Annotated in this window: 30 protein-coding genes and 1 pseudogene; 28 read left to right on the forward strand and 3 right to left on the reverse strand. The window is 38.5% G+C overall.

The annotated features are described in order from the left end of the window. Window positions 1-218: 218 nt before the first annotated feature. The 15 genes from MHH48_RS13670 to MHH48_RS13740 all read left to right on the forward strand — a co-directional run bounded on the left by MHH48_RS13670 (window position 219) and on the right by MHH48_RS13740 (window position 13,521). Window positions 219-1,088: an FRG domain-containing protein gene (locus MHH48_RS13670; protein WP_076326726.1), complete on the forward strand. Its 870-nt coding sequence runs from the start codon at window positions 219-221 to the stop codon at window positions 1,086-1,088. A 200-nt stretch (window positions 1,089-1,288) separates the two neighbouring features. Further along, window positions 1,289-1,843 carry a group II truncated hemoglobin gene (locus MHH48_RS13675; RefSeq protein WP_218641298.1) on the forward strand — a complete coding sequence of 185 codons (555 nt, stop codon included), beginning with the start codon at window positions 1,289-1,291 and terminating at the stop codon, window positions 1,841-1,843. Window positions 1,844-2,135: 292 nt separating this feature from the next. After that, the gene (locus tag MHH48_RS13680; RefSeq protein ID WP_076326728.1) at window positions 2,136-3,230 is read left to right on the forward strand and encodes a phosphotransferase; all 1,095 of its coding nucleotides are present in this window, start codon (window positions 2,136-2,138) and stop codon (window positions 3,228-3,230) included. 147 nt (window positions 3,231-3,377) lie between these two features. Further along, window positions 3,378-4,286, forward strand: coding sequence for a hypothetical protein (locus tag MHH48_RS13685; protein WP_076326729.1), 909 nt, complete (start codon window positions 3,378-3,380; stop codon window positions 4,284-4,286). A gap of 487 nt (window positions 4,287-4,773) precedes the next feature. Further along, a complete protein-coding gene (locus tag MHH48_RS13690; RefSeq protein ID WP_083659883.1) occupies window positions 4,774-5,445 on the forward strand; it encodes an isochorismatase family cysteine hydrolase in 672 nt (223 codons plus the stop codon). Between the two features lie 232 nt (window positions 5,446-5,677). After that, window positions 5,678-6,229: a DUF402 domain-containing protein gene (locus MHH48_RS13695; RefSeq protein WP_076326731.1), complete on the forward strand. Its 552-nt coding sequence runs from the start codon at window positions 5,678-5,680 to the stop codon at window positions 6,227-6,229. A 159-nt stretch (window positions 6,230-6,388) separates the two neighbouring features. Then, a complete protein-coding gene (locus MHH48_RS13700) occupies window positions 6,389-6,922 on the forward strand; it encodes a GNAT family protein (protein WP_076321277.1) in 534 nt (177 codons plus the stop codon). A gap of 221 nt (window positions 6,923-7,143) precedes the next feature. After that, the gene (locus MHH48_RS13705; RefSeq protein WP_215164297.1) at window positions 7,144-7,575 is read left to right on the forward strand and encodes a GNAT family N-acetyltransferase; all 432 of its coding nucleotides are present in this window, start codon (window positions 7,144-7,146) and stop codon (window positions 7,573-7,575) included. Between the two features lie 258 nt (window positions 7,576-7,833). Beyond that, window positions 7,834-8,202 (forward strand): hypothetical protein, encoded by a 369-nt coding sequence (locus MHH48_RS13710; RefSeq protein ID WP_256720885.1) that lies wholly within the window; start codon window positions 7,834-7,836, stop codon window positions 8,200-8,202. Window positions 8,203-8,469: 267 nt separating this feature from the next. After that, on the forward strand, window positions 8,470-9,522 hold the full coding sequence (locus tag MHH48_RS13715; protein WP_076326655.1) for a HEPN domain-containing protein: 1,053 nt from the start codon (window positions 8,470-8,472) through the stop codon (window positions 9,520-9,522). A gap of 209 nt (window positions 9,523-9,731) precedes the next feature. After that, entirely contained in the window at window positions 9,732-10,430 is a 699-nt protein-coding gene (locus MHH48_RS13720) for an HNH endonuclease signature motif containing protein (RefSeq protein ID WP_076326654.1), read from the forward strand. Window positions 10,431-10,657: 227 nt separating this feature from the next. After that, the gene (locus MHH48_RS13725; RefSeq protein WP_076326653.1) at window positions 10,658-11,230 is read left to right on the forward strand and encodes a protein distantly related to SAM-dependent methyltransferase; all 573 of its coding nucleotides are present in this window, start codon (window positions 10,658-10,660) and stop codon (window positions 11,228-11,230) included. A 517-nt stretch (window positions 11,231-11,747) separates the two neighbouring features. After that, window positions 11,748-12,080 carry a helix-turn-helix domain-containing protein gene (locus MHH48_RS13730; RefSeq protein ID WP_076326652.1) on the forward strand — a complete coding sequence of 111 codons (333 nt, stop codon included), beginning with the start codon at window positions 11,748-11,750 and terminating at the stop codon, window positions 12,078-12,080. A 237-nt stretch (window positions 12,081-12,317) separates the two neighbouring features. Continuing rightward, window positions 12,318-13,046 carry an NAD(P)H-binding protein gene (locus tag MHH48_RS13735; RefSeq protein ID WP_076326651.1) on the forward strand — a complete coding sequence of 243 codons (729 nt, stop codon included), beginning with the start codon at window positions 12,318-12,320 and terminating at the stop codon, window positions 13,044-13,046. 13 nt (window positions 13,047-13,059) lie between these two features. After that, window positions 13,060-13,521, forward strand: coding sequence for a DUF2269 family protein (locus MHH48_RS13740; RefSeq protein WP_076326650.1), 462 nt, complete (start codon window positions 13,060-13,062; stop codon window positions 13,519-13,521). A gap of 637 nt (window positions 13,522-14,158) precedes the next feature. Here the strand turns inward: MHH48_RS13740 and MHH48_RS13745 are convergent. Then, window positions 14,159-15,423: pseudogene (locus MHH48_RS13745) on the reverse strand (IS110 family transposase). A 475-nt stretch (window positions 15,424-15,898) separates the two neighbouring features. Here MHH48_RS13745 and MHH48_RS13750 point away from each other — a divergent pair. Continuing rightward, window positions 15,899-17,395 carry a serine hydrolase domain-containing protein gene (locus MHH48_RS13750; RefSeq protein WP_076326649.1) on the forward strand — a complete coding sequence of 499 codons (1,497 nt, stop codon included), beginning with the start codon at window positions 15,899-15,901 and terminating at the stop codon, window positions 17,393-17,395. A 366-nt stretch (window positions 17,396-17,761) separates the two neighbouring features. Here the strand turns inward: MHH48_RS13750 and MHH48_RS13755 are convergent, their stop codons facing one another. After that, the gene (locus MHH48_RS13755) at window positions 17,762-17,980 is read right to left on the reverse strand and encodes a helix-turn-helix transcriptional regulator (RefSeq protein WP_076326648.1); all 219 of its coding nucleotides are present in this window, start codon (window positions 17,978-17,980) and stop codon (window positions 17,762-17,764) included. A gap of 109 nt (window positions 17,981-18,089) precedes the next feature. Here MHH48_RS13755 and MHH48_RS13760 point away from each other — a divergent pair, with 109 nt between their 5' ends. The 9 genes from MHH48_RS13760 to MHH48_RS13800 all read left to right on the forward strand — a co-directional run bounded on the left by MHH48_RS13760 (window position 18,090) and on the right by MHH48_RS13800 (window position 23,006). Then, window positions 18,090-18,329 (forward strand): DUF6809 family protein, encoded by a 240-nt coding sequence (locus tag MHH48_RS13760; RefSeq protein ID WP_144023546.1) that lies wholly within the window; start codon window positions 18,090-18,092, stop codon window positions 18,327-18,329. A gap of 414 nt (window positions 18,330-18,743) precedes the next feature. Further along, complete coding sequence (locus MHH48_RS13765; protein WP_227011709.1) at window positions 18,744-18,839, forward strand: putative holin-like toxin; 96 nt, start codon at window positions 18,744-18,746, stop codon at window positions 18,837-18,839. A 262-nt stretch (window positions 18,840-19,101) separates the two neighbouring features. Beyond that, window positions 19,102-19,305: a helix-turn-helix transcriptional regulator gene (locus tag MHH48_RS13770; protein WP_076326647.1), complete on the forward strand. Its 204-nt coding sequence runs from the start codon at window positions 19,102-19,104 to the stop codon at window positions 19,303-19,305. Window positions 19,306-19,510: 205 nt separating this feature from the next. Beyond that, on the forward strand, window positions 19,511-19,981 hold the full coding sequence (locus MHH48_RS13775; RefSeq protein ID WP_076326646.1) for a hypothetical protein: 471 nt from the start codon (window positions 19,511-19,513) through the stop codon (window positions 19,979-19,981). 227 nt (window positions 19,982-20,208) lie between these two features. Further along, window positions 20,209-20,712, forward strand: a complete 504-nt coding sequence (locus MHH48_RS13780; protein ID WP_076326645.1) for an NUDIX domain-containing protein — start codon at window positions 20,209-20,211, stop codon at window positions 20,710-20,712. Window positions 20,713-20,929: 217 nt separating this feature from the next. Further along, window positions 20,930-21,187 (forward strand): hypothetical protein, encoded by a 258-nt coding sequence (locus MHH48_RS13785; protein WP_144023545.1) that lies wholly within the window; start codon window positions 20,930-20,932, stop codon window positions 21,185-21,187. Beyond that, on the forward strand, window positions 21,184-21,351 hold the full coding sequence (locus MHH48_RS13790) for a stalk domain-containing protein (protein ID WP_256720883.1): 168 nt from the start codon (window positions 21,184-21,186) through the stop codon (window positions 21,349-21,351). The genes MHH48_RS13785 and MHH48_RS13790 overlap by 4 nt, the downstream gene beginning before the upstream one ends. A gap of 192 nt (window positions 21,352-21,543) precedes the next feature. Continuing rightward, a complete protein-coding gene (locus MHH48_RS13795) occupies window positions 21,544-21,711 on the forward strand; it encodes a YjcZ family sporulation protein (protein ID WP_144023544.1) in 168 nt (55 codons plus the stop codon). 296 nt (window positions 21,712-22,007) lie between these two features. Continuing rightward, the gene (locus MHH48_RS13800; protein ID WP_256720886.1) at window positions 22,008-23,006 is read left to right on the forward strand and encodes an IS3 family transposase; all 999 of its coding nucleotides are present in this window, start codon (window positions 22,008-22,010) and stop codon (window positions 23,004-23,006) included. A 364-nt stretch (window positions 23,007-23,370) separates the two neighbouring features. Here MHH48_RS13800 and MHH48_RS13805 read toward each other — a convergent pair whose 3' ends face one another. Then, complete coding sequence (locus tag MHH48_RS13805) at window positions 23,371-23,550, reverse strand: hypothetical protein (protein WP_076326643.1); 180 nt, start codon at window positions 23,548-23,550, stop codon at window positions 23,371-23,373. A 366-nt stretch (window positions 23,551-23,916) separates the two neighbouring features. On the opposite strand from MHH48_RS13805, the gene MHH48_RS13810 reads away from it, so the two are divergent. The 3 genes from MHH48_RS13810 (at window position 23,917) to MHH48_RS13820 (ending at window position 25,126) form a co-directional block, all read left to right on the forward strand. Beyond that, entirely contained in the window at window positions 23,917-24,024 is a 108-nt protein-coding gene (locus MHH48_RS13810) for a YjcZ family sporulation protein (RefSeq protein ID WP_218641297.1), read from the forward strand. Between the two features lie 538 nt (window positions 24,025-24,562). Next, window positions 24,563-24,721: a hypothetical protein gene (locus MHH48_RS13815; RefSeq protein ID WP_179090756.1), complete on the forward strand. Its 159-nt coding sequence runs from the start codon at window positions 24,563-24,565 to the stop codon at window positions 24,719-24,721. 78 nt (window positions 24,722-24,799) lie between these two features. Beyond that, entirely contained in the window at window positions 24,800-25,126 is a 327-nt protein-coding gene (locus MHH48_RS13820) for a hypothetical protein (protein ID WP_144023542.1), read from the forward strand. Window positions 25,127-25,260 lie beyond the last annotated feature (134 nt).

Consider the following 25,260-nt stretch of genomic DNA (forward strand, 5'->3'; position numbering starts at 1 on the left):
GAAAACAAAATGAATAAATTTTCCGAGGATGTCAGGCTAATCACATAACATAATATTCACGCTGCGGGCATACGCCCTGGGTCTGGCATTCGCCGGACACTCAGCTACTCTGAGTCGTGAATACAGAAACGTTATGTGAAACCTATGGAAAAGCAATTTACAATTATATATAATCTGATTCTAACATCAAAAAAATAACTAACTTAAGAGGTGTTTTTATGAGTAAGCACAGTGACAATATTTTCTGTGAGTATACGATTAATTCATGGGAAGACTGCAGAAAGTTATTTAGAAGCATTGAAAAGTGGGTATTTAGGGGACAATCAAATAGTCAATGGTCATTACAAACTACATTAGAAAGAGGAGCTAAAATCAATAACTCTAATATTAGAGATATTCCAATGATTGAAAGAAACATTATTGAAAAATTTCAACGTAGAGCTTTTCATTACTTGGAAAAGCCTCCAGAAGTAGAGAATGTTTTAGAGTGGTTATCTTTAATACAACATCATGGAGGACCAACGAGATTATTAGACTTTTCCTATTCATACTTTGTGGCATTGTTTTTTTCAATCGATCAGGCATTGCAAGAATCCACTGTCTTCTGCCTAAATAAAAAGTTAATCAATGCGAAGGGTCTTGAAACAGAAAAATGGAGAGGTTTAGAGGATGAGAAGTATTTTGGGACAAGAATATATTGTAATGAAAAATTAATTGAACAAACTTCAAGCCCACTTGTAATGTTAATTGAGCCCTTTAATATACATGAGCGACTCTCCAGTCAGCAAGGTCTATTCGCTATTCCATTTGAAGGACATCAAGCATTTGAATACAATCTGTCCTTAACTGTAAATAGATTTAGAAAGGAATTACCAATAAGTAAGATAATTGATAATCATGATGAAGATTTAATAGAGTTATTGAATCAGGAATGTGCATTGCTTAAAGTGAATATTCCAAAAGATTTTCATAATGAAATTAGAAGAGAATTAAAGTTAATGAATATATCTAGTGAAACTATTTATCCAGGAATTGATGGCTTTACAAAATCATTATATGGTGAATTTGATATAAATTATCGATCTTAAACTTGTAGTAATTCTAGATGGCATTGGAATCACATAACACGGTGTTCATGCATCGGGCATTCGCCCTCGATCTGGCAGAGGGATTTCGGAGAAGAGGTAGCAGCCAGACACATCCGCACCGACTAAGCGCATCGCGCCCGGCCACGTTGTGGCCTTAAGTCGGTGGGACGTCGTGAACATATGAACGTTATCAGAAATCAATGCAAAACCAAAAAAGTGATTCAACTAAAGAGGCGGTAGAGTGCAAAATTACCCATTCTAGCACTGTTTTTTTAGATCAATACCAAGGAGATGATGAAATGCAAACCGTATATGAAGCAGTTGGTGGTCACGAGGGTTTGTTGAAGTTGGCGGAGGCTTGGCATGCTCGAGTACTGGAGGATGAGGTGGTAAGCCATGCGTTTAGTCATGGTTATCACCCTGAACACACGGAGCGGCTGGCGGCGTACTGGGCAGAGGCTTTGGGAGGTCCGCAACGCTATACCGAAGAATATGGTAATGAAACCACCGCTGTTCGCCTTCATAGCGGTAACGGTCCTCACAATGATATGGACAAACGAGCTATTGTCTGTTTTGATCAAGCGTTGGTCGATGTAGGCATTGCAACTAATGACAAATTAAGACAGGTACTTCACGACTATTTTGCCTGGACCACAATCAACACGATGGCAAGATATCCAGGTTCCGCCAATGACGTTCCAGAAGGACTCCAAATCCCACACTGGTCTTGGGACGGTCTTGTCGGTCATCAATAGTGCTTACCACTGTTAGAATTAAAGTAACAGAGAACGATAGTGTAATCGATGAAGGCACTGACATCCGATAACACCGCATTCACGCATCTGGGCATTCGCCCCTCGGTCCGGAGGAAGCATTTCTAGGAAGCGGATTCAGCGGACAACACCTGCGAGGCTAAGTCTTCGACCCGGCGGGGCGATCACTTCGTTTGATCACCAGGGCAGCTTAAGCCTCTCGGGTTCGTGAATGCGTAAGACGTTATATGAAACCGGTGTAAAACCATTATCACATTAAGGAGATAACCCTATTATGATTTTGAAAGAACCTGAGAGTATTCTATATGAAATACTTGAGGATATAAAAACTACTTTCGGGATAAGTATATTTGATGCAGAACCGATATCTTTTGGTTATGCCAATTTAAAGTGGAGGATAAGTACAACTTCAGGAATGCTATTTGTAAAGCAATATCATTATGGCAGATACCCTGAGGAATTATTAAAGTCAGTTGCTGTAGCTTTGGAAGTACAGAACATGTTGTCGCAAAATGGAATACCCTGTCCCAAATTATTGAAAACAAAGAATGGTTTCATTAACAGAACAATGTCTGGCGAACGGTATGTACTGACTGAATATTGTGAGGGTAAGATGGTGACCCCTGGTAATGTTAGTGCAGATCAGATGAAGCATTTAGGACAAGCAGTCGGTAAGATGCACTATATTCTTAATCGTAAAGCTCCTCAATCTTTACCTTTACATTGGCAACCTGATTCTAAGGAAGTAACTTTGTCTAACTGGGAGAAGAATTGGCAGAAAGCAGTCTCAGTTGGTTCTAATAAATATATAAATGCATTAGAAGTTCAAAAAAAGATTATTGATCAAATTAATTTAGATATATTTTCATCATGTGAGGAAGGGTGGGCTCATTGGGATCTCTTCATAGATAATCTGCTCTTTCATGATGATAAATTATCGGCAATTCTTGATTTCGATAGACTGAACTATATTTATCAAGAATTTGATATTTCACGTCCACTCTTATCAGGGGCGATTAATAATAATAAGCTGGTTTTCGAATCTGCGAAAGCATTTTTAGAAGGATATAAGGAAAATATGCCTCTCTCGTTAAAGAAGCTGTTAAGATCAATAAAACTAACTTGGTGGAAAGAAGCTGCATGGGTAAATGTTAATTCAGAAAACATTAGGACTCTAAGTAGATTCGCTGATGAATTAATATGGGTTGGAGAGAATTGGACAATATTAGAGGATATTTTTAATGACAAAAGTATTCCGATGAAGCCACCGGCATCATATAACAATATGTTCACGCTTCGGGACATTCGTCCCTCGGTCGCCAGAGGAATTTCAGGAAGTGGACTCAGGCGACACATCCGCACCACCTAACCGCATCGCGGCCGCTCACTTTCGTTCACTTAAGGTGGTGGGACGTCGTGAACATGGAAACGTTATATGCAACCTTAAAGGTAGGAAACTACAGAATAGTATAATTTGATATTATTTTAAAACAAAAAATATATTAGGAGTATTTTTATGGCTGATCTTACCCCTTTATTGACCATATCTGGCGCGTTTGGTGCGGCGTTTGCCGGGCAATATTTAGGACATAAACTAACACGTAAGCGTGATATCGAAAAACAAAATAAGGAAAAATTGCAAAATTTATATTCTCCTTTAGTCTATAAAATCGTAGATTATATAGACAATGAGTGTTTTAATTCCAATCTTACTCCTAATAATTTTATTGATGAACCAGAGACATTTGCTTTGGATCATCTTAGTATACAGCTAAAAGAGAATACGAATGATCTATTCAATAGTATATTGGCTGATATAAGTGAAAAACTAATATATGCTAACCAAAATTTGATTATGAGTTTTGAGATTGCTAAGAAGTATGGAAAGGAATTTAATTATGGTCAGGAAAAAGCAACCTTAATGATAAATATTTATTCTGTAAGAAGTCGTATGGAATTATCTTCAGTATTTTTGTCACAATATTTAAAGCTTAATAAACAATTAAAAACACTTTCTAAAGCTATTCAAGATGAGTTAGAAGGTCCTTATTTCTACACTCTAGTGGTTCTTATACTTCTTCACATGCATTTGTTTTCTATAGCTATTAATTATTCATTTAGAGCTAAAGATTTAATTGTTTCAGCATTTGGTATTGATAAATCCTTACTTAAAAAGGCAGAAAGTCTAGTAAAAAGACATGAATACGAAAATAATAGTTTAGATGAGTTTTCGTCACAAAGAAGCGAAGAAGTAGTTGTAGATTCATATGTTTTCTTAGATGAACTCATTAATAATATGGAGTATTTGGATATTCAGGATTCTGAGTCACCAAGTATATGGAGGAGTTTAATTGAAGAAGATCGTATCAAGGAAGAAAAGCAACTAGAGGACTTTCTTAATCATTACGTAAATATAGATTCTTAAATTAAGAGTACTTCGTAAAATGCACCCGTCATTACCGATTCGTTCAAATCTCGTAAAAACAGGAACATATATGCAAACTGAAAGGAAAAGAAAATATAGAAGAACAAAAAATGACCAACTAAAAAGGTTAGATAATAATGAAGCTTAAGAATACTCTTATTTTAAGGTCCAACTAATAAGGTAAGAAGTTTAAAGATGCTTTAGGGATAGTATAAAGAACTTAAACATAGAATTAAAGATAGAGAGAATAAAAATGTGCTAAAAAGACAATATAGAAAGACAGAAGCAAAGCTTAAATTCAAAAAGACAATAAGTAATTAACACTAATAGAATTTGAAAAGACACAGGCAGCATATAACATAATATTCACGCTGGCGGGCATATGCCCTTGGTCCGGCATACGCCGGACACATCCGACTACGTCGAACGTCGTGAATACGGGAACGTTATATGCAATTGGGGCAAATACTATTTTGAAAGGTGATCGATGATGAGTAAGTACACACAACCAAACTTCAATAAATGTGCGGTTATTACAATTGATACTCAGAATGATTTTAGCCTACCAGGAGCTGTTGCTGAAATAACCGGAACATTAAACGTAATACCGCAAATGAAGCTAATACTAGATGCTTGTAGAAATCGACAAATCCCAATTTTGCATGTGATTCGGATATATAAGGAAGATGGATCGAATGTAGATGTCTGCCGAAGAGAACTGATAGAAACAGGTGTTCAGATTGTAACACCAGGATCGGTTGGAGCAGACTTAGTCGAAACAATTAAGCCGAAGAATGCAGAAAAGCTTAACTATGAAGGACTGATTGAAGGCTCTATACAAATTATTGGAGATAATGAATGGGTCATGTATAAACCAAGATGGGGTGCATTCTATCAAACCCATTTAGAAGAGTTTTTGAGGAATAAGAATATCGACACTCTGATTTTTATCGGATGTAATTTTCCGAATTGCCCAAGAACAAGTATATATCAAGCAAGTGAAAGAGACTTCAAGGTGGTCATGGTCGAGGATGCAATATCAGGAGTTTATGATAAGGGAATTCATGAGATCCAGAGTATTGGGGTTAAAGTATTTAGAACAGAGGAACTCATAACACAACTAGCAAGCAAATTCGAGGAAGGCCCCAACAGCATATAACACCATATTCACGCTTCGGCAGACAAGCTGCCTCGGTCCGGCACGAAGTAAGAAGAGAATATGGAGAGGCATTTCAGTAGCGAGGAAGTATAATCAGCCGGACACATCCGCACCACCTAACCGCATCGCGGCCGTCCTTCGGGCTTAAGGTGGGGGACGTCGTGAATACAAGAACGTTATCAGAAATTAATGCCAGTAGAATATGTTTTGAATGATAGCTCGGGGGTGTGAAATGAAAAGAAAACTTGCAGATCGATTGGATTGGAATCGTGTATTACATCGAAAATTTATAAGCAAGTTTGTTGATGAAGTCGATTTTAAAGGACATATAACTTTAATAAGTATTTATCAAGTAAAGGAATCACTTAGAAGAAATATTAATGGTCAGGAAATTTGTTTAGTCGACGATGGTTATTTTTGGATGCAACACTTTCCATCAGATTCAAATTACTGTGTTACAACAATGTTTAACGAGAAGAAGGAAGTAGTTCAATGGTACTTTGATATTTCTAAGTGTGTTGGGGTGACTGAACAAGGAATACCATTCTGGGATGATTTATACCTAGATATAGTCGTTTCCCCTACTGGGGATTTTTATATTAAAGATGAAGATGAGCTTGAAGAGGCTTTACTTAAAAAATATATAAAAGAAGATGACTATAGACTGGCAAAGAGTATAATGACTGACTTAATAAAAGAAATTGAAAGAATGGAAAACAATATTATAAAGAATAGCACAAATCATTTTGAATACATTTTGATGGAATCTCAAGGAAGGCATTAACATCCGATAACACCATATTCACGCATCGGGCTTTCGCCCTCGGCCCCAGAAGCGGCTTCAAGGAAGGCGTTGCTGTGGACACACCCGGCATTCACCGGGCGTCGTGAATATACGAAACGTTACATGAAATCAATGCTGTTTATTTTGGAGGATCATTCAATGAAGGTTTATTTAGAAGCATTATCAGAACAAGATTTTACAACGATCATAGAATGGATAAATCAAAAAGATGAAGATTTCATCGTACAATGGGCAGGTTTAACTTATTCCTATCCATTAACCATAGAACAATTGAAAGCACATTACAGTAAAGGAATAAATACGATTGAATCGGATGTTTTTATATATAGGATCAAAGAGGCAGAGCAATTTGTTGGAACAATACAACTATGCAGGTTTAATAAAGAACTTGAAGAAGCTGCAATTGGAAGATTTTTAATTGGTGAAACGCAAAATCGAGGAAGAGGAATTGGAAGCAAGGCATTAAAGGAAATTGTAAAGATTGGATTTGAACAATTCAGATTAAAGGCAATAAATTTAAACGTATTTGATTTTAATGTATCGGCAATAAGATGTTACGAGAATATTGGTTTTAAGAAGATGAATCGTATGGAGAATGTATATCAAGATAAAGCAGGACGCACGTGGAATAATATCGAAATGAAATTAATCAAAGATCATTTTGTGGGCTAATTCGAGAGGGCATTGACATCATGTAACATAATATTCACGCATCGGAGCCTGGTGGCTCCTCGGTCCGTGAGATGTGATCGGCAGAGGAGTAGATTCAGCGGACACATCCGCACCGACTACCCGCATCACGGCCGGACACTGGGGGGGCCTTAAGTCGGTGGGACGTCGTGAATACGGGAACGTTATTTGAAATCAGCCTAAATACACAGAGGAGAATGTGAATGATAATTCGTGAAGCTGAAACAAATGACGCCGAAGCTATTGAACGACTATATAAAGAGTTGCTTCCAAACAACCCAAAAATAAAAGTGTTGGAAGATAGAATAGAAGAAATTAAACAAAATCCTAATAGTTTCTTGTTCATTTGCGAAGTAGACCAAGAGATCGTTGCAACTGCACATCTGCATCTATGTTTAGATGCATTGATAGAGTCACAACCTTTTGGGGTTGTAGAACGTGTAATTGTATCTGGAAACAGACAAGGTCAAGGTTATGGATCGCTCATTATGAAGCATATTGAAGATCTGTGTATTTCAAGGGATTGTGTTAAGGTCTTTTTAACCAGCGGAGCTTCGAGGAAGCAAGCACACGAGTTCTATACAAAGTTAGGTTATGACGGTGATTCGAGTAAAGCCTTTAAGAAGTACTTATAATTTTTGAAAGTTTTTCGAAGATGAGGCAGACATCACATAACACTATATTCCCGCAGCGGGGCGTTCGCCCCTTGGTCCGCCAAGAGCGAAGGGATTTCACTGCGAAGCGAATTCAGAGGTACAGGGAAGCGTTGGCGGACAACCCTGCGAACCTAACCGCGCCGCGGCCGGCCCTTCGGGCCTTAAGGTTCTCGGGTTCGGGAATACATAAACGTTATGTGAAATCAGCTTAAATAAAAAAGAGAAAGAGTGGGGTAGATGATTCAAAGTAGATATTTATTTGTATCTAGTGAAGGCAAGGTTGTAAAGATTGCTCGGCCTAAAGATCATAAGTATAAATCTGTCCCTCAATTGGCAGGTGAAGATGTACTTGAAGTGATCTTGTATTACAGGAATAAAGACAGGAAACCGCATCAATTACTCATGGTAGAATTTGATAGATTCCATTTGGATTCTCACGGAAATTATGAACAGACAGAAGAAGATAGAAAAAGAGCTTTTCATAATTTTCTTTCTTTTGGGATGGCTAATTTGCTTGAAGGAATAGAAGTAGAAGATAAGCCGCTACCTATACCTGTTGCTCCGATAATTCCGACAACTGCTGAGAAAAGATCATTATACAATTGAGAAATTACCCAGTTTTTCAGATGATGCTCCCTACGTAGTAGAAAGTAAAATTAAAGCTTCTAGAGAGAAGTATGAAGAGTTTAAAAGCATGGCAAAGAAATCAAAAAAGCTGCCTAAGTAGTTCGAAGAAGAAGCTGACATCACATAACATAATATTCACGCTGCGGACATTCGTCCTTGGTCCGGCAGTCGCCGGACACTCAGCATGCGCTGAGTCGTGAATACGGGAACGTTAGGCGAAATTAATCCAGAAGGGATCGAAAAACAATGATTCAAAGAATTACTGCAGTAATACCAGTATCAATGCCATTAATGAATATTGGTAAGTTTAATAGGAAAGATATTGGATTGAAAACACTCAATCTTATAGTGGAAAGAAACAAATTACATTGTTTTGATTTAAACGAATACGGACAAGTCTTTCCGATTTTCAGTATCGAAGAAATTTCAGATGAGATAAAAGACATAGTAAGGATTCCAATTTCTTTAAGTCTCAAAAAATTGTTATGTATTACTGCGGAGGTAGAACTCCCTGAAGATATTGAAGATTTTAAGAGTAATGGTGATTTGCCTGAGTTAACTTCTAAAGATATGTTGGAATTTCACAAATCAATTGTTAGTTCAATATTCAAAAAAAGAATTTATGATTATGCAATTGCTTTGAATATGTGTGGGGAGCACTATCTATGTTTATGTGAGGGCATCATAAAGTTTGATAATTGTAATTATCTTTATAGAACAACTAATCTTAATCCTGATTTTATTTTTGAGGCTATTACAATGTCAGAACAAATTAACTGGCCCCAATTTAAAAGTGTAACAATAGATCAGGTACTTAAGTGGTTAAATAATCAACAAGGATTTTTGGATGGTTTCGGTGGTGGTAAAGTTGGAAGGGCATTAAATGCAATTGTAAATATTTCTTTTAAACATGAAACGTCTTCTCCAGAATCTTTATTCTGGGCAATGATTGGTCTTGAGAGTATTTATACATCGGGGAAGAGTGGACTACTGGAGCAGGTGCGGGATAAAAGCCAGACTCTACTAGGAAAGCAAGATAAATTTAAGAAGATACTAAATAGAATGTATGATATTAGATCTAGGTTTGTCCATGGTGACTTGGATTTTGCGACTCCTAATTACTTATACGATAGTGATGAGTTAGAGAAGTATCAATCTGATATTTGTGAAGCACAGCAAATAGCAGTTGCTGTGCTTCTCTGTACCATCCAAGAACTAGTTATCCAAAATTGGAATGGGGTTAGTTTTAATTATTCTGTAGCGGATTCGCAAGAAATGGACAAACTCTACTCTACCTAACAACAGATTCAATCATCGGTCATAAGCCTTCGGTCCGGACCGGAACTGTAGTCGATATGAATGAAACGAACTCAAAACAAGGAAGCGGAATCAGCCGGACACATCCAACCAACTAACCGTATCGCGGCTGATCCTTTAGACCTTAGGGGAGTTGGGAGTCGAGAATACAAGATAGTTAGGTAAAAATAATCGATTGGAGAAGACTGACTATGGCATTTTCAGAGAAGGTAAAATTAGAAGCAAAAAGGCGAGCTTGTTTTAGATGTGTTATTTGTCAAGAACCATTTGTTGAAATACACCACATTCTTCCACAAGCTCATGGTGGCAAAGATACAATTGAGAACACCGCCCCACTTTGTGCTTCCTGCCATGATCTATATGGAGGTAATCCAGAAAAGCGTAAACAAATACGAGAAATGAGAGACCATTGGTTTGAACTAATGGAGAAAAGGTCAAATGGAGAAATTAATATTTTAGAACCTATTCCCAATAATAAACATTATAAAAACATGCTAAAGAATAAAGGTATTGCTATTTATCATAGCGTTTATAAACACGAAGATTTTACAGAATCAGCTAACATATTAGTGAAATTACTTCAAAATGCACAGAGTCAGTTTCCAAACCAAAAACGTTTTTTATATTTAGACATTGAAGATCATCGAAATAATTCAGGTGGTTTCGATCACGATATGTTTGAATTACAAACTGATTTTGCGCTTGGGTTTTTAATGCAGTTTCTTACAACAATTCATATGCCGCTAGGTAGTGTTAATAATAACAAACTTCAAAGTAATGATGTGCCGAAGGAGTTTGAAGTCTTTAGAAATGAAAAATTGTTGTTGAAGAAGATTAGAAAGGAATCCAAGAGTAAGCATTTTATATTATATCCTAACGAAGTCGATTAACATCACCTAACATTATATTCACGCATCGGTTCTATCGTCCCTCGGTCCGCGAGAAGCAATGGCAGGGAAGTAGATTCAGCGGACACATCTGCACCGACTAACTGCGCAAGCGCAGCCGGCCTTCTGGCGGAGCCTTAAGTCGGTGTGACGTCGTGAATACGGGAACGTTAGATGAAATCTCTGCAATATTTATTTTAAGTAATTCTAAGTAGAGAGGGTAAGAATCTATGATAAATATTTCTCATTTAGCATTAACAGAACCAATTAAAATCATTATAGGTGCTTCATCGCAGAACTATGAAGGATGGATACAAACACAAGAGGATGAACTGGATTTACTAAGATTAGAAGATTGGGAACAAAGTTTCAAAGATCGCAGAATTGAAGCAATACTATCAGAGCACGTTTGGGAGCATTTGACTTACGAAGAAGGAGTTCAAGCTGCAAAGATTTGTTACAAGTATTTGAATACGGGAGGTTATATTCGTTGTGCAGTTCCTGATGGATATTTTCCAAATGAAGAGTATCAGAACATAGTCAAGATTGGTGGGCCAGGACCTCTAGATCACCCGGCAGCAAGTCATAAGATAGTACATAATTATAAGACTATAACTACTATGTTTGCGGAAGCAGGCTTTGAAGTAGAGTTATTAGAATATTGTGATGAAGATGGGGAGTTTTATTTTAAAGACTGGAATCCAGAGAATGGATTTATCTATAGGTCTAAGAGATTTGACCATCGAAACCAGAACGGAAATTTGGGATTTGTATCGTTAATTATTGATGCAAAAAAGAAATAATTGGATAGTATCTCGAAAAAGGCAGAGACATCATCTAACATAATATTCACGCTGCGGGGATTACCCCTTAGGTTGCTCGATGTATAATAATGGAAGATAACTCAGACGACACACGAGCCGACCTAAGATAGGAGCTATCTAAGTTCGGTTCGCGTCGTGAATACGGGAACGTTATAGGAAATCAGCGCAAATCATAAAAAACTTTAACAATAATAGTAAGTTCTATTCTTGCAGATATTTAACTAACGGGCAGTTTAACTTAATGACTGATTCAGTTTTATCCTAAGACATAAATATCCTTATTGTGGTAATATGGGTTCGAGAGATAAAAGGATTTGGAGGTGTTGTATTTCATGAAATTTGGTGGAATTACCTTATTTGTTTGTGGAATTTTTCTGTTGGGTTTATTTCAAAATAATTTTATTTGGTTGACCGGATTGCAAACACCCTGTAAAATTTTGTAAAGTTTTTACTTTAAGGTAATGAACTTACTTAAAGGTAAGGGGATGATTTATCAATGATTCATCAGCTTGAATGTCCAGTGGAGACAATCATTCATGTTCTAGGTGGCAAATGGAAACCAATGATTTTATGGCATTTGATACAATCCAATAAGCGATTCAACGATCTGGAAAAGCTTATACCTGATGTTTCTCAAAAAATGCTTTCACAACATCTACGGGACTTGGAACGAGAGGGCATAATCGATAGAACGGTCTACCCGACCGTCCCTCCTAAAGTAGAATATTCCCTTAGTGAATATGGAAAAACATTGATTCCTGTAGCAGAAGTCATGTGTACTTGGGGAGAAAACCATAATAAGCGGAAATATGAAGAACCTGCTTCTTAAAGATGGTTCAATTAATTTGTACACTAATTCAAGCACTCATAACAAAAGCTGCCACGGGATTTGACCTGGCAGCTTTTTCTCATTTACAGTCAGCATTCCTATCCTTTTCTGCTTATGCTTACTTTTAAGTAAGTACCCTACATTAAAGTGGGTTCTTATCAAGATTTTGAAACGATGCTACGCTTGAGTCAATCCAAAGATGAAATTTGGGAGCATTTATAAAAGGAGGAAAAAATGATGAAAATTATTGTTTTCGGAGCAACGGGAAATACAGGGAGAAGAGCGCTGGAGCAAGGGGGTAAAATGGGACATGAAATGACAGCATTCGTGCGAAACTCTGAGAAGTTTTATGAACAGCAAGGCGAGCGTTCCGCAAAACATGTGAAGGTGATCGTGGACGATATCATAAACCCAGTAAGCGTCGGCGAGGCGCTCTCGCATCAAGACGCCGCTATTATTTCTGCCGGCCATGCAGGTCAAGGAGATGAGTTCATTCGTCTCGTTGATAACATTATAAGCCAATGTGAAGTCCACCCTTGTTTTTCTGGGAGGGTATGGGTAATGGGAGGTGCCGGCCTGCTGGATATTCCATATACTGATCTCATTGGCAACAATCTGCCCGGCTTCCCATCCGCGTATAAAAATCACAACCGGAATTTTGAACGACTGCTGCAGTCTGAGCTCGATTGGTCAATTATGTGTCCGGGAACTATGATTGATTCGATAGAGCCTCCGGCGTCGGTTCATCTAAATGTGACAACGGAAACCTTACCCATATCAATTCCGAAGACGATTAAGGAATTTTCCGAGGCAGATATAGCCGGTTACTTGTTCAGCCGGCTTCAAGAGCTGGATGTTGCTTATGATGATGTCGTGAAATGCATGCTGGACCATATCGAGCTCGGAGGGCCTTTTAAGAGAAAAAGGGTCGGTCTCGCCTATCAAAGCGATATTCCGGTGCGCTAAGAGCAAGAAGGAGATGATCAGTTTGTTTGGATGGCTCCTCGTTTTGCATATATTGGCTTCTATCGCGGTAATCGGTCCCTCTTTCGTGGTACCCGTCATTCGAAGGTCCGCTAGAACCACCGGCCAGTTGCGCTTTGCTTTTGATGTAACGAACAAGCTTGCCATCCTGCCTAAAATTGGCGGAGCCGTACTTATTATTACTGGGGTTTGGCTAATGATCATAACCCAGATGGGGTTGTCCCAAATGTGGCTAAATATATCGGTCCTTTTATCGCTACTCATGGTCGCCACGATCGACGGATTGATCGGGCCGCGCATTAAAAAGATCATGCAGATTGCATCTATAAGTCAAGGCAAAGGTGATGAAGTACCCGCCGAGCTCGGTCGATTGATGAAAAAGATCGTACCAATCGAGACGGCGTCACAGCTGCTGATGATTGCCATAACCGTGCTTATGGTCCTTAAGCCATTCTAAAGAAGCCGTCAAGCCTTTTAACAATCGGCCCGTGATTTATGTTGTAACTACGGAGATCTTGAGGGTGAACAGTTTACCGGGGATACTTGGACCGTACCCGTTAGAATTACAAGTCAGATTGAAGGAACATGGCAAACATATGCGGATGTACGATTTTTAGTCGATGATGCGCCTTGGGGAGATCTTGTCAGTGGGTACACCTTTAGATTATGGGCAGGAAGAGAGATTGCCACGGTAAAGGTTCTATAGTTCGCACAAGAGGTTACGCTCCCTCGATATGATTCAGTTTCCTCACCCAGACTCATGAATTCGCAGGATTTCACCCTAGATTATGATGAGAGAAGAAGACATGGAGGAGCTTGTGGCTGGATTGAAATGAAAAGGGGCATGCACAAATAAAGGTGAGTCACACTTCACCCATATTGTTCCATTTATGCACGTCTCCACTTCGCCTTAGCGATTCTAGCTCCCATATCTCAACGGGTCTATGCCCTTTCATTCCTTCGTCACATCTAACTAAGGGGTGGAGGTCGGTCTTTCTAACGGAACGGGTCCGAGCCCTTTTGCGTAACGTCTCCCGATACTCCGTGCTTCTTTTCATCCTGCGAATGCATGAGTCGGTGAGGATCAACTGGTTTTATGCGGCCTGAGGGAAAACTTTAGACGAGTCGTAAGCTTCGCTACTTTTAGCCAGACCGACAAGCATACGCGCAACTTTACCACATAATTTCATAATAGATTTCATCCTTTTTAATTTTTTTCCCTCAACATTGTAGTGGTGTAAAGCCCGAACTTCTGGGTTAGTCATCACCATACACATCGTCATGAGATAGAGAAAATGACGCAGACGTGGACGACTGCGTTTGCGGAGTACCATTTTCCTCGCCATTTCCCTGAACTGGCCTCAGCTAGATTCAACCCGGCATGCCGCAGCAGAGCATTTCCATGCGAATAGCCACTTAGATCACCGGCATCACCGAGTACGCCAGCTAGACTCGTTGCATTGACGCCTCGTATTTCAAGCAGCTTTTGTGCGTAAGGAATACGTTCAAGAATGAGATGGAGCTCGTGCTCAATCTGTTCAAGTTGGCGCTTCGCCAAGTCATATTTTTCAAGCAATTGCCCAAGATGAAGCTTGTAAGCGTGGAGTGCCTGGGTGGTTCCAACACTGGATTTTGCAAGTGAAATGAGGAGCTCAGCGCGTTTAACCCCAGCATGACGCTTCACATATTGCTTCCAACCGTCGAGGACCTGTTCCGTGTTTAACCGACTGATTTCTCTCGGTAGAGGAAAGGTTCTGAGTGTTGCGATGGCACTCGTGCAGGTAAGGATTTTAAAGACCTGACGGAGCTCGGGAAAGACAATGTCTACCCAGCGATGAATCTGATTAACCGCACTGTTGAGGCGCTTGGTAACCGTCTCTCGGTTAGCCATGAGAATGCGCAGTTCCTCGTATGCTTCTGGATGAAAACGAACAGGGGAGTAGTACCCGTTTTTGATCATATCTGCAATGACAAGGGCGTCCTTACGATCGCTTTTAGACGGTGTATTGTCCCGGTTTTCCTTGTTCTTTTTGACGAGATGAGGATTAACCAGGACAGCTTCAATGCCTTGAGCGACAAGCCAACGTGCTAGGCTGAACCAGTAGTGGCCGGTGGGTTCCATTCCAACCATGACGCTGCTCAGTTTGTAGGTTTTGAGCAGATCCTGTATCCAACGTTCGAACAGCTTGAACCCTTCACGATGGTTACCGAATTCGAGCGGAGTTCCCAGAGCAATGCCTCGAAAGTTGACGGCGCGGGCCACATGGACTTCCTGGGCGATGTCTACGCCGACGACCAAGTGATGAACGGTAATGTTTTCAATGAGTTGATTTTGCTTGTCCTGTGCCTTAAACTTCATAGTAGAGCGACCTCCTGATGGGCTTTTTGAGGCAATGACCTCGTGCGTAACCCCATCTTACAGAGGCGCTCGTTTTTGTTCAAACTCCAAATTATTCGTATTACAGGAATTCTAACGGGTAACGATAGTTCAAGAAAACTGATGAAGATATTTCAAAGAAGACGCTGACATCCTATAACAATGTGTTCACGCATCTGAGCTATCGCCCCTCGGTTGTCAGATGTATAATCAAGGAAGAAGCTCAGACAACACACGACCCAGCCTAGGATAGGAGCTATCTAAGGCTGGGTCGCGTCGTGAACACGGAACGTTATATGAAACCACCAGAAGAATAGAAAGGAATCTAAATAGACTCAAAAAATCTTTAAAAATTAATTGGCTTTAAGAACTTCGCTTTTCTAAGTCATAAAGGCACTAAGCAGGTAATTATGGATGGCGTATAATATATTGAAGACTTGCAAAAGGGAGAATTACAATGAAGAAAATACTAAGTAAAACAGGCACATCAACAGTATGTGTCATCCTACTTATCGTGATAATTACTACTATAGTTTGTTGGGATGAACTTGGGAGTTTAGTAAGGACAGGGAGTTATGATAATACGGATAATATGGTGAAAACCATAATGTCCAAAACGGCCACTCCAGGAGTAGCAGCGGTAATGTTAAAGCAGGGCAAGACAGAATATAACAATTACGGATATGCAGATGTTAAAAATAAGAAGAGGGTAACTGAAGAATCATTGTTTGAATTGGGATCGACTACAAAGGCATTTACGGCTTTGGCCGTTATTTTATTAGAAAATGAGGGATACTTATCTTACTCAGATTCTATTACAGATTATATTCCTACGTTTGAGCCAACCATTAAGGGTGAGAAAGTTAATATTACTATTAATCAGTTGTTAGCTCATACAAGTGGAATTCCACCTAGGAGTATTCAGTTAATTCCTGAAGGTACAACGGAGGATATACTTGAAAAAACGATACATAATGTTTCAGACATTGCATTAGATGCGAATCCTGGGACAGCATATAATTATGCTACCGTTAATTATGATATTTTAGCGATGATTATTGAAAAAGTTACAGGCAAACGTTATCAGGATTACATAACTGAAAAAATACTGGTTCCTTTAGGAATGACTGATAGTTATTTTTCAACAGGTCAGGAAAAGGAATCTGATAAACTTACCAAAGGATATCGTGTATTATTTGGCAAGGACTTAGAATATGATGCCCCTAGATATTATGGGAATATTGCTGCGGGATATTTGGTAACGAATTCAAAAGATTTAGAACGCTGGATTAATGCCCAAATGGGGATAGGCGATATACCTGATAATTTATTGAATGCTATACAACAGTCTCATCAAGTCGACATCAAAACGGCTGGATATGGGGATGCAAATCAATACTATTCATTCGGATGGAGTATTGATACTAAAAATAAAGTTGTTAGCCATAGTGGTGCTAATCCTAATTATTCCTCACAGGTAATTATTAATCTAGAAAAGCAGCAGGCCATTTTTGTACTGGCTAATATAAATTCAACTGCACCATCGCAAATTGCTAATAATATATATGAAAATATGAATGGCAATCCTATGAAGAAATTTAATTATGATGACGTTTATGTATTAATTGACTTGATATTTTCATTCTTAGTAATAGTAGCAGTCGTTAACTTATGTCGTAAGGCAATAAAACTAGTTAGAGGAATAAAACTAAACATTAAAGATGAAAAGACAAGAGTCAGGAAGTTAATTGGAAGTAGTGTCAGACTTATCTTAAGCATTATATTTTTGGCATTGGTATTTAGTTGGCCTAATCTATCCAACTATAATTATTATATGATAAAGGTGTGGATGTCGTATTCAATATTTATTTGGATGGGTCTTGCTGCTATCAATTGCATTTTATCGATTATTATTAATATTAAAAGAATAGTAATAATTAGAGGAAGTTTATAAAAAAATTAGGGATCGTTTCGTGATTAACTGAACGTTATCGGAAATCAAGGCTTTTATTTTTAAATGCATTAAACCAAAAAGTCATAGTTTCTCTTGCTATGTAAAATTCTCTGAATTTCCACATAATCAGGCATAGCAACATAAAATATAGGTGGTATCATCTAACACCGTATCTACATTTTGGGCCATTCGGCCCTTGGTTCGCAAGATGAGGTATGCAAGAGAAGCGAATTCAGCTCACAACCCTGCGAGGCTAAGTCCGGCGGACCCGGCGCGTATGCGCCTTAAACCACTCGGGTTCGTAGATACAGAAACGTTAACAGAAATCAACAAAAGTTGTATTTAAGATTCACATAGATGCCTATCTCAATCAATAGGATAAGCCTTCTTAATATTGGTTCTGTTCAGAAGATAGTCTGTACTGGTTTGATGGAAATCGGCAAGTTTAATCAATATTGTTGTGGGGATGTCAACTTCACCACGTTCATAATTGCTATAGATTCGTTGACTACAGTTTAAATATGCAGCAATCTGTGACTGAGTCAAGTCTTTATCTTCACGTAGGCTTCTGATTCTTTGGTACATGCATAACACCTCCATATCAAAGATACTCTAGCGAAATATTCGCTATTGAGTTTAGCGATAAAATCGCTAAAATATTCTGTAACGAACTTATTGGAGGGAGAGGCAGGGAATGAGCAATATATTGGAACAGTTATATGTTGGAGAAATTAGACCTGAAGAAGTGATTGTACCAAAGAATCCTGAATACAGAACTCTAAATAACAAAATTTCCAATTCGAAGGAACAACTAAAGATGAAGCTTTCAGAAACAGATATGGAACTACTTGAAGAAACGTTTGATTTACTTAGCAGATCTTCCTCAATGTATTCAACCGAGGTTTTCATTTATGGTTTTAAAATGGTGCTTTAATGATTAACGAAGTCTTTGCTAATAGAGGATAGTTCAAGTGATTTTTTAAAGTATCTCAATAAAGTGTAAAGATTTTTTCAAGTTCAAGGATATAGTTTTTCGGAGAGGTCGTCGACTTCAGTTAACACCGTATTCACGCATTAGGGCTATCGCCCCTTGGTTATCAGATGTATAATCGTGGAAGAAGCTCAGATAACAAACGCCCCAGCCTAAGATAAGAGCTAACTAAGGCTGGGGCGTTTCGTGAATACAACAACGTTATCTGAAAGGGCCGCCATTGTATTAAAACCATATTTAGAATCGAAAATCCAAAGTCATAATAAGAACGCTTGTACGCAGATGTAAATAAAGGTAAAATATAACTACAATTGAATCTTGGGTGGTCATGGTTTCCCTTCGAAAGGAGGTGAAGCCATGGAAGTGAAAGATGCACTAACGATTATGTTCCTATTTGGATCATTCATTCTTGCACTTTTAACTTACATTAATAATAACAACAAGAGAAAGTAAAAACCCACCCTAAGGTTGACCGCCGAAGGTGGGTTTCCGATCGCAAATGACTATCAGTGAATCGAGTAAGATTTCTAAAGAATTATGCATAATTTAACACCATCCAGTTCATTTGATTTTGCGAATAAAAGTTTAACTTATTGAATATAATCTTACTATATCGAACATTCAAGTCAAGACATGTTGAAGATGTTTTTGATAAAGAAAATATACTTTCATATAATTAAAGAAAAATTCACTTCGCGTTTGAAAGGAATATCAGATGATTAGTTACAAACCTTTTCAAAAGTTATTGATCGACAGGGAAATTAAGAAGCAGGATTTACTTAAAATGACGGGGATTTCATCTGCTACAATGGCGAAGCTCAATACGAATGAATATGTTTCGCTAGAAGTAATTGATAAACTATGTACAGTTTTAGGTTGTCAGCCAGGAGATTTATTGGAACATATAGCAGAGCAATGACAGATTGGGATCAAGAATGAATGTTGGTTAATCTAAGAGTAATTCCGTCGTATAACATATAATATTCAAGCTGCGGCTCCTAACGGAGCCTCGGTCTGCCAGATGGATTTCGAAAAGGGAATCCAACAGACAACCCCTTGCGGGGTTCATTGAATACAGACACGTTATATGAAACCTCGGTATTGTATGAAAGAAGGAAAAACAAATGAATAAGGAACAGTATTTTGAAGATCTTCAAGATATAATAAACGATTTAATTTATATCGGTTCCTCTGAAGCTGATCTTCAAGAAGAAATTGAAACAAATATGTGGAGAATCTCGATTTCTCCTGATCTGATTAATCAAATTACAACTGACGATTTCGATGAATTTATAAATAAAGTTCTACAGAATCGGAAAGATCAAATAGAACGCTCTAGTTCAAATCTAGGTATGTATTTTTATTTATGGTTTGATATTATGGCAAGTCAATTAAGATTCAATCTGATATCTGACATAAACAAGAAATTACCATTTAGCTGTGAAATACAAATATTGAATAATCCAAGAGAAATACTTGATGATTTTTTAGGGTCCCCATTTCATAATGGGTTACTAATAGAAGGACATAATGATGACTCAGAAGATAAAGAATATATATTAAAGATTTATAAATTGCATTTAAAAAAGGACTAATATGAAAGTAAATCAAAGATGACTGAGGCATCACATAACATAATATTCACGCTACGGGGCTTACACCCCTTGGTCGCCAGATGTATATAATCGAAGAAGATAACTCGGACGACACACGAGCCGACCTAAGATAGGAGCTATCTAAGGCCGGCTCGCGTCGTGAATACGGCAACGTTATGAGAAAGTGATGTATTTATAAAACATTGTATAGTGGGAGATTATTCTAGATGATTCGAAATACAGTAAGAGCACTGATTATTCAGGATGATAAGCTTTTATTAATTAAGAAAAAGAGACCGAATATTGGTCTTTATTATGCACTACCTGGAGGAGCTCAAGAATCGAACGAAACATTAGAACAGGCACTAATTCGTGAATGTATAGAAGAACTAGGTATTGAAATATCGAGTAGTAATTTAATTTGTGTAAGGGAATACATATCTCGCAATCATGAATACTCTTTCATAATGAAGGAAGTTCATTCTATTGATTTTATTTATGAGTGCAACACTCAATTCCTTAATAATGAATTAAGAAGCTTACAAGCTGATATTGGACAGGTCGGGATTGAATGGTTACCAATTAATGAAATTAAGAAGACAGTATATGAATCAGAAGAATCATTAAAGTCATATAAATTCCCTAGAACAACCTATGAATTCTTTAAAGAATATTTTTCAGATCAATTAATAAAACTATATTCTGGTAAGATATTTGAGAGTATCCCATAGAAGACATCACCATCTCATAACATCGCATTCACACCGCGTCGCCTGACGGCTCCTTGATCTGCCCGAGGAATTTCGGAGATGTGGAACCAGGCAGATAACCCTGCAAGGCTAAGTGGCGGAGCCACCCGGCGCATACGCGCCTTAAGCCTTTCGGGTTCGTAGATACAGGAACGTTAACGGAAATTACCTGTAAATATTATTATAAGGAGTTATATTGATGAAGAAGTATTATTTTGAAGAGCACGAAAAGACCTATCAAGAAATAAAGAGAGACAATTTATGTGCATGGGATCAATATCATGACCCTAAGCAATATAATTTTGATAATTTTATGATGAGACCATTCTTAGAGAGAGCATTAGATCTGATCAATGTTAATTTTGCAGAGTCTAATGTGTTTGAGTATGGATGCGGAACGGGCACAGGAGCATGTTTTTTCAAACAAGGATTATCAAAAAAGGGGCCTCCAACGTGAAACAAAATAGCGACAAGGTAAATGTCATTGTAAACGGAAAGCAAATCAAAGACGGTAAGCTTGAAAATGGTGTAACCTATGTCCCTCTGCGGGCCGTTGGTGAGGCGCTAGGGGCAACAATTGGTTGGGATAACACATCCAAAGCAGCTACAGTTACGACATAGCCATAATACCCTTAGGTACACAGTATCAGGAATACGAATATAATGGATCTGAGTACATTTTTCCTTAATGGACATGCACTCGCTTCAACTTGATTCATGACGAGCCAAGACCCTGTCAGCTATGCGCTGGTGGGTCTTTTTTTTATTCATATGGACATTCGCCTTGTCAATAATTAAGAAACTGAATACCTTATGACATATAACCACAATAAAGGAGGAAAACCCTTGAGTGAAGTTGTAAGACACGGTCATCATGGTCATCATTGTCATCACGGTCATCACGGTCATGGTATTGGTGCAATCTTGGTCCTTTTTATCTTGTTGGTGATAATCACTAGTGCTTTCTGTAGTTGGATATAATTCTCTAATGATGACGTAATTAATGCTGATGTCACGCAGAAAAAGACCCTACCGGCTAAGTGTGAAGTGAAGTGCACCCCTTAGAATGGACATTGGAATAAACCCCTGGTTTATCCGATGAAATTCTAGGGGGTGCATTTTTGTATGGCAATTAAGGGACAAAAGTATAAAACGTATTCGGAAGAGATCAAGAAAGAGGCAGTTCGTCTGCATGTTATCGAGGGATGGACTTACTGAAAGATTAATGAACACTTGGGAATTAATGATCCTCAACGGATGAAGAAATGGATGCGGAAATTTCGGGAACAGGGCGAGTTTGGACTGGTGGATCAACGAGGTCGACGGGAAGCATACATCGACGAAGATCGGTATGTTCAAAAGCTCAAGCGGGAAAACGAAATGCTAAAAAAGTGCTTGGATATCTGGATGCAGGAGGTGAAGAACAGAAGTATAAAGTCATTGAAATAGCTGCCTCTAGCTACCCCGTCAGCAGCCTGTGCAAACTCTTCAAGGTCTCTCGTAGCGGCTACTACGCCTATCTAAAGCGCAAGCATATGGACCGGGACAAGGAAGCTGCATTGCTCATTCGTCAGGTGTATGCGCGCTACGAAGGGAAATACGGCTACCGCCAAATCCAGTTGTTTTTGTGGCAGGATGAGGGCATATGGATGAACCACAAGAAAGTATTGCGTCTGATGCAAAAGCTCGGACTTCAAGCCAACATTCGCCGCAAACGTCGTTTTAACACGGCGTACCAAGCGGGGGAACGCGTGGCGGAGAATCTGTTGAAGCGAAATTTCACAGCAGAAAAACCGAACCAGAAATGGGTAACAGATGTGACGCAATACCGGGTAGGTGAGCGATGGCTGTATCTTTCGGCAATCAAAGATTTATTCAACAACGAGATTGTGGCCTACCAGCTTAGCGAACGCAACGACAACGAACTGGTACTAAAAACGTTCGCCAAAGCGTTTGCCAAGCAAAAAGACGTGACCGGATTGGTCGTTCACAGCGACCAAGGGTTCCAGTACACGTCTCATGCTTACCACGACATGCTGCCAAAGGTTAGCGCCCAAATCAGCATGTCTCGTCGGGGCAATTGCCTAGACAATGCCTCCATGGAGAGCTTCTTCTCGCATCTCAAAACGGAAGGGCTCTACCCTTATAATATCCGAAATCTGGCAGAGGCACAAAGCCGAATTGAAAAATACATACGATTTTACAACCAGAGACGGCCGCAGCGTAAACTAAATAAACTGACGCCGGTAGAGTGCCGACGCCAGTTTGCAGCTTAGGTGTTTTTCCAATGTCCACAAAATGGGGTCTTGACCAAGTGCTGGCAGGGTCTTTTTTTTATTGGGAAGATTGAACGACTGGCAGTAGATTCCGTTACACGTCTGCAAATCAACCAGGATCATATTTGATACCTTATATAAATACCGGTGACAAAGAAATCTCCTTTGATGGGACAATTTCTGTCCTTATAAATGATTCTGATAAAAAAGAATCTCTGATGGGCCCAGTACAAGTAAAAGGTACCGTCGTCGACAATTTTCATGATAGTGTCCGGCCGTATTCACTGGAAATGGCTCATTATAAAAATTTCCTCAACAGTTTTGATTTCAAAAAAATCTCCTCTTTGCGAGGAGATTCAAGAGATCAGATTAAGGCAAGCGCGAGCAGCGTGAACAGGCTTAATGTTAAAATGGAGTTGCGAGTCTCCAAGAACACGTTATCACGATCCACTCTTAGGATTCTTCCTTCGTGTATACATCCGTCTCTTGTCCAAATGCGGACTCTCTGGTTCATGCATCGCATGCAGTTATGATAGGCGTCCATCTCTTCACCCCTTTCTTTGAAAATATCATATGAACGCGTTGGACAAAAGGTCACGGCAGTTATACCCTCAACAATGAATGTGATTGACGTTTGTGATAGTAATGAAGCAGTTACGCGTACAGGCTAACGCGCTTTACTACAAGTTATGCAAAGAGGGAAAAGATTTGTCTGTATACACAAAGTAATATTTTGTAAAATAAACACAACATATAGGGACGCACAGTGGTGCAATCCGATGGCATCGGTAAAAAGAACCTCGCTGGCTTAGGCTGGCGAGGCTCTTTTTTTTGTTAAAGCATATTGGCCCTGGCATTGCATGAGATTTTGAATATTTTATATTGATAACGTAGAAAAGGAGGAGACCTCATGGGCGAAGTTGGTTACGATGGAGGATACGGCGGTAAAAACTCAGTCGGAGCGGTTCTTGTTCTCTTTATCTTGTTGGTCATCATTTTAAGTTCTTTCTGGGTTTAATTTCTCCAGTTTAACAAAGACCCTACCGGTTAATGCTGGTAGGGTCTTTGTTATCTTTACGATTTTTAATCCAATCGAATAAGGTTCGTGATTGTTCTTGAGTGTAGAAATTCTTGAAGAATTCTATACTGATAATCATTTGATGACGATCTAAGAACTCTCGTAATAGATCCTCTGTAACATAAAAACAAAATTCTCCATATGCGTTAAACGTGGTGAACCGAATCTCTTCCATTATCTTGTTCCTTCCAAGGCGTCTTTACACTTATTCTACCGCATAGTTGCTTATATCCAGGTCTAGATAATTCCGCATAAGTCGTGCAAGACAGCTACGATCAATACGAAGGTATAAATCATTGTTGAACCATAAATGTCACGTTGGTTATAAGAGCAAAGACCCCACTGGCTTAGGCTGTCGGGGATCTTTTTATCGTTCGTATTTAATATACAGGGTTTTCACTAATGTCACGGGAACGTCGTGAATACAAGAACGTTATATGACAGTGCAGAAGAATAATCATACAATGAGGTGTTTTTAATGAAGAATGTAAAACATACAAAGATTGGTTATCATGATGCTACAATACTGGCTGGGCGTATCATTATTGAATTTTATGGAGATAGCTCCTCCGATTACGATTATTTAAATGATTTTATTGAGGATAATTTCGATGAAATAATAGTGAAATTTGTTTAGCCTCAAAAATTTACTGTTCTTCATATGCTTATAAAATATTATGATGATTTAATCTATTATGACGGTATCAGAGAGATTTTGAAGAATATAGATTGGGATGATTATGAAATATTCCTTGAATATATGAGTAATATGGTTACAAATACAGGAGTTGACATAGGAATTAGGTTTCCTGATTTTAAAATAATTAATGAAGCAGAAGAATTAGATGAGTGTGATGAGTTCCATTATGTCGATAATTATGTTAATACTTTGGAAGTTAAGCGCATTGAGGCTCAATCAATACTTGTTCATTCAACTTTTCATGTTTTAATGATTAATAAAATATTTTTACGTGATTTAAATGAATTTTTTGCGACATACTTACAGAAGCACATGGATAGGGACCTCTTGAATTCTAGATAAAGATAGAAAACTATTAAGAAATTCTTATTGGAATTCATGGTTGAAGAGGGGGATTTTCTTTAGAGATAAAGGAGTTTGTACCCTGTGCAGAAAGGACCTAACAGGTAGTTATAATCTAGGGATTAATTTTGAGA

The organism is Paenibacillus sp. FSL F4-0100 (assembly GCF_037993005.1).
In the GTDB taxonomy this organism is placed as follows: domain Bacteria; phylum Bacillota; class Bacilli; order Paenibacillales; family Paenibacillaceae; genus Paenibacillus_AQ.

What these genes read in the sequence shown, in the direction of transcription:
- MHH48_RS13725 (WP_076326653.1), top strand. Translation starts at nt 10,658, where the DNA reads ATGATAAATATTTCTCATTTAGCATTAACAGAACCAATTAAAATCATT.
- MHH48_RS13810 (WP_218641297.1), top strand. Translation starts at nt 23,917, where the DNA reads ATGGGCGAAGTTGGTTACGATGGAGGATACGGCGGTAAAAACTCAGTC.
- MHH48_RS13690 (WP_083659883.1), top strand. Translation starts at nt 4,774, where the DNA reads ATGATGAGTAAGTACACACAACCAAACTTCAATAAATGTGCGGTTATT.
- MHH48_RS13700 (WP_076321277.1), top strand. Translation starts at nt 6,389, where the DNA reads ATGAAGGTTTATTTAGAAGCATTATCAGAACAAGATTTTACAACGATC.
- MHH48_RS13785 (WP_144023545.1), top strand. Translation starts at nt 20,930, where the DNA reads ATGAAGAAGTATTATTTTGAAGAGCACGAAAAGACCTATCAAGAAATA.
- MHH48_RS13770 (WP_076326647.1), top strand. Translation starts at nt 19,102, where the DNA reads ATGATTAGTTACAAACCTTTTCAAAAGTTATTGATCGACAGGGAAATT.
- MHH48_RS13710 (WP_256720885.1), top strand. Translation starts at nt 7,834, where the DNA reads ATGATTCAAAGTAGATATTTATTTGTATCTAGTGAAGGCAAGGTTGTA.
- MHH48_RS13675 (WP_218641298.1), top strand. Translation starts at nt 1,289, where the DNA reads ATGCAAAACCAAAAAAGTGATTCAACTAAAGAGGCGGTAGAGTGCAAA.
- MHH48_RS13815 (WP_179090756.1), top strand. Translation starts at nt 24,563, where the DNA reads ATGAAGAATGTAAAACATACAAAGATTGGTTATCATGATGCTACAATA.
- MHH48_RS13685 (WP_076326729.1), top strand. Translation starts at nt 3,378, where the DNA reads ATGGCTGATCTTACCCCTTTATTGACCATATCTGGCGCGTTTGGTGCG.
- MHH48_RS13730 (WP_076326652.1), top strand. Translation starts at nt 11,748, where the DNA reads ATGATTCATCAGCTTGAATGTCCAGTGGAGACAATCATTCATGTTCTA.
- MHH48_RS13760 (WP_144023546.1), top strand. Translation starts at nt 18,090, where the DNA reads ATGAGCAATATATTGGAACAGTTATATGTTGGAGAAATTAGACCTGAA.
- MHH48_RS13780 (WP_076326645.1), top strand. Translation starts at nt 20,209, where the DNA reads ATGATTCGAAATACAGTAAGAGCACTGATTATTCAGGATGATAAGCTT.
- MHH48_RS13720 (WP_076326654.1), top strand. Translation starts at nt 9,732, where the DNA reads ATGGCATTTTCAGAGAAGGTAAAATTAGAAGCAAAAAGGCGAGCTTGT.
- MHH48_RS13680 (WP_076326728.1), top strand. Translation starts at nt 2,136, where the DNA reads ATGATTTTGAAAGAACCTGAGAGTATTCTATATGAAATACTTGAGGAT.
- MHH48_RS13765 (WP_227011709.1), top strand. Translation starts at nt 18,744, where the DNA reads ATGGAAGTGAAAGATGCACTAACGATTATGTTCCTATTTGGATCATTC.
- MHH48_RS13695 (WP_076326731.1), top strand. Translation starts at nt 5,678, where the DNA reads ATGAAAAGAAAACTTGCAGATCGATTGGATTGGAATCGTGTATTACAT.
- MHH48_RS13775 (WP_076326646.1), top strand. Translation starts at nt 19,511, where the DNA reads ATGAATAAGGAACAGTATTTTGAAGATCTTCAAGATATAATAAACGAT.
- MHH48_RS13670 (WP_076326726.1), top strand. Translation starts at nt 219, where the DNA reads ATGAGTAAGCACAGTGACAATATTTTCTGTGAGTATACGATTAATTCA.
- MHH48_RS13735 (WP_076326651.1), top strand. Translation starts at nt 12,318, where the DNA reads ATGAAAATTATTGTTTTCGGAGCAACGGGAAATACAGGGAGAAGAGCG.
- MHH48_RS13740 (WP_076326650.1), top strand. Translation starts at nt 13,060, where the DNA reads ATGATCAGTTTGTTTGGATGGCTCCTCGTTTTGCATATATTGGCTTCT.
- MHH48_RS13795 (WP_144023544.1), top strand. Translation starts at nt 21,544, where the DNA reads ATGACATATAACCACAATAAAGGAGGAAAACCCTTGAGTGAAGTTGTA.
- MHH48_RS13805 (WP_076326643.1), bottom strand. Translation starts at nt 23,550, where the DNA reads ATGGACGCCTATCATAACTGCATGCGATGCATGAACCAGAGAGTCCGC.
- MHH48_RS13705 (WP_215164297.1), top strand. Translation starts at nt 7,144, where the DNA reads ATGATAATTCGTGAAGCTGAAACAAATGACGCCGAAGCTATTGAACGA.
- MHH48_RS13750 (WP_076326649.1), top strand. Translation starts at nt 15,899, where the DNA reads ATGAAGAAAATACTAAGTAAAACAGGCACATCAACAGTATGTGTCATC.
- MHH48_RS13715 (WP_076326655.1), top strand. Translation starts at nt 8,470, where the DNA reads ATGATTCAAAGAATTACTGCAGTAATACCAGTATCAATGCCATTAATG.
- MHH48_RS13755 (WP_076326648.1), bottom strand. Translation starts at nt 17,980, where the DNA reads ATGTACCAAAGAATCAGAAGCCTACGTGAAGATAAAGACTTGACTCAG.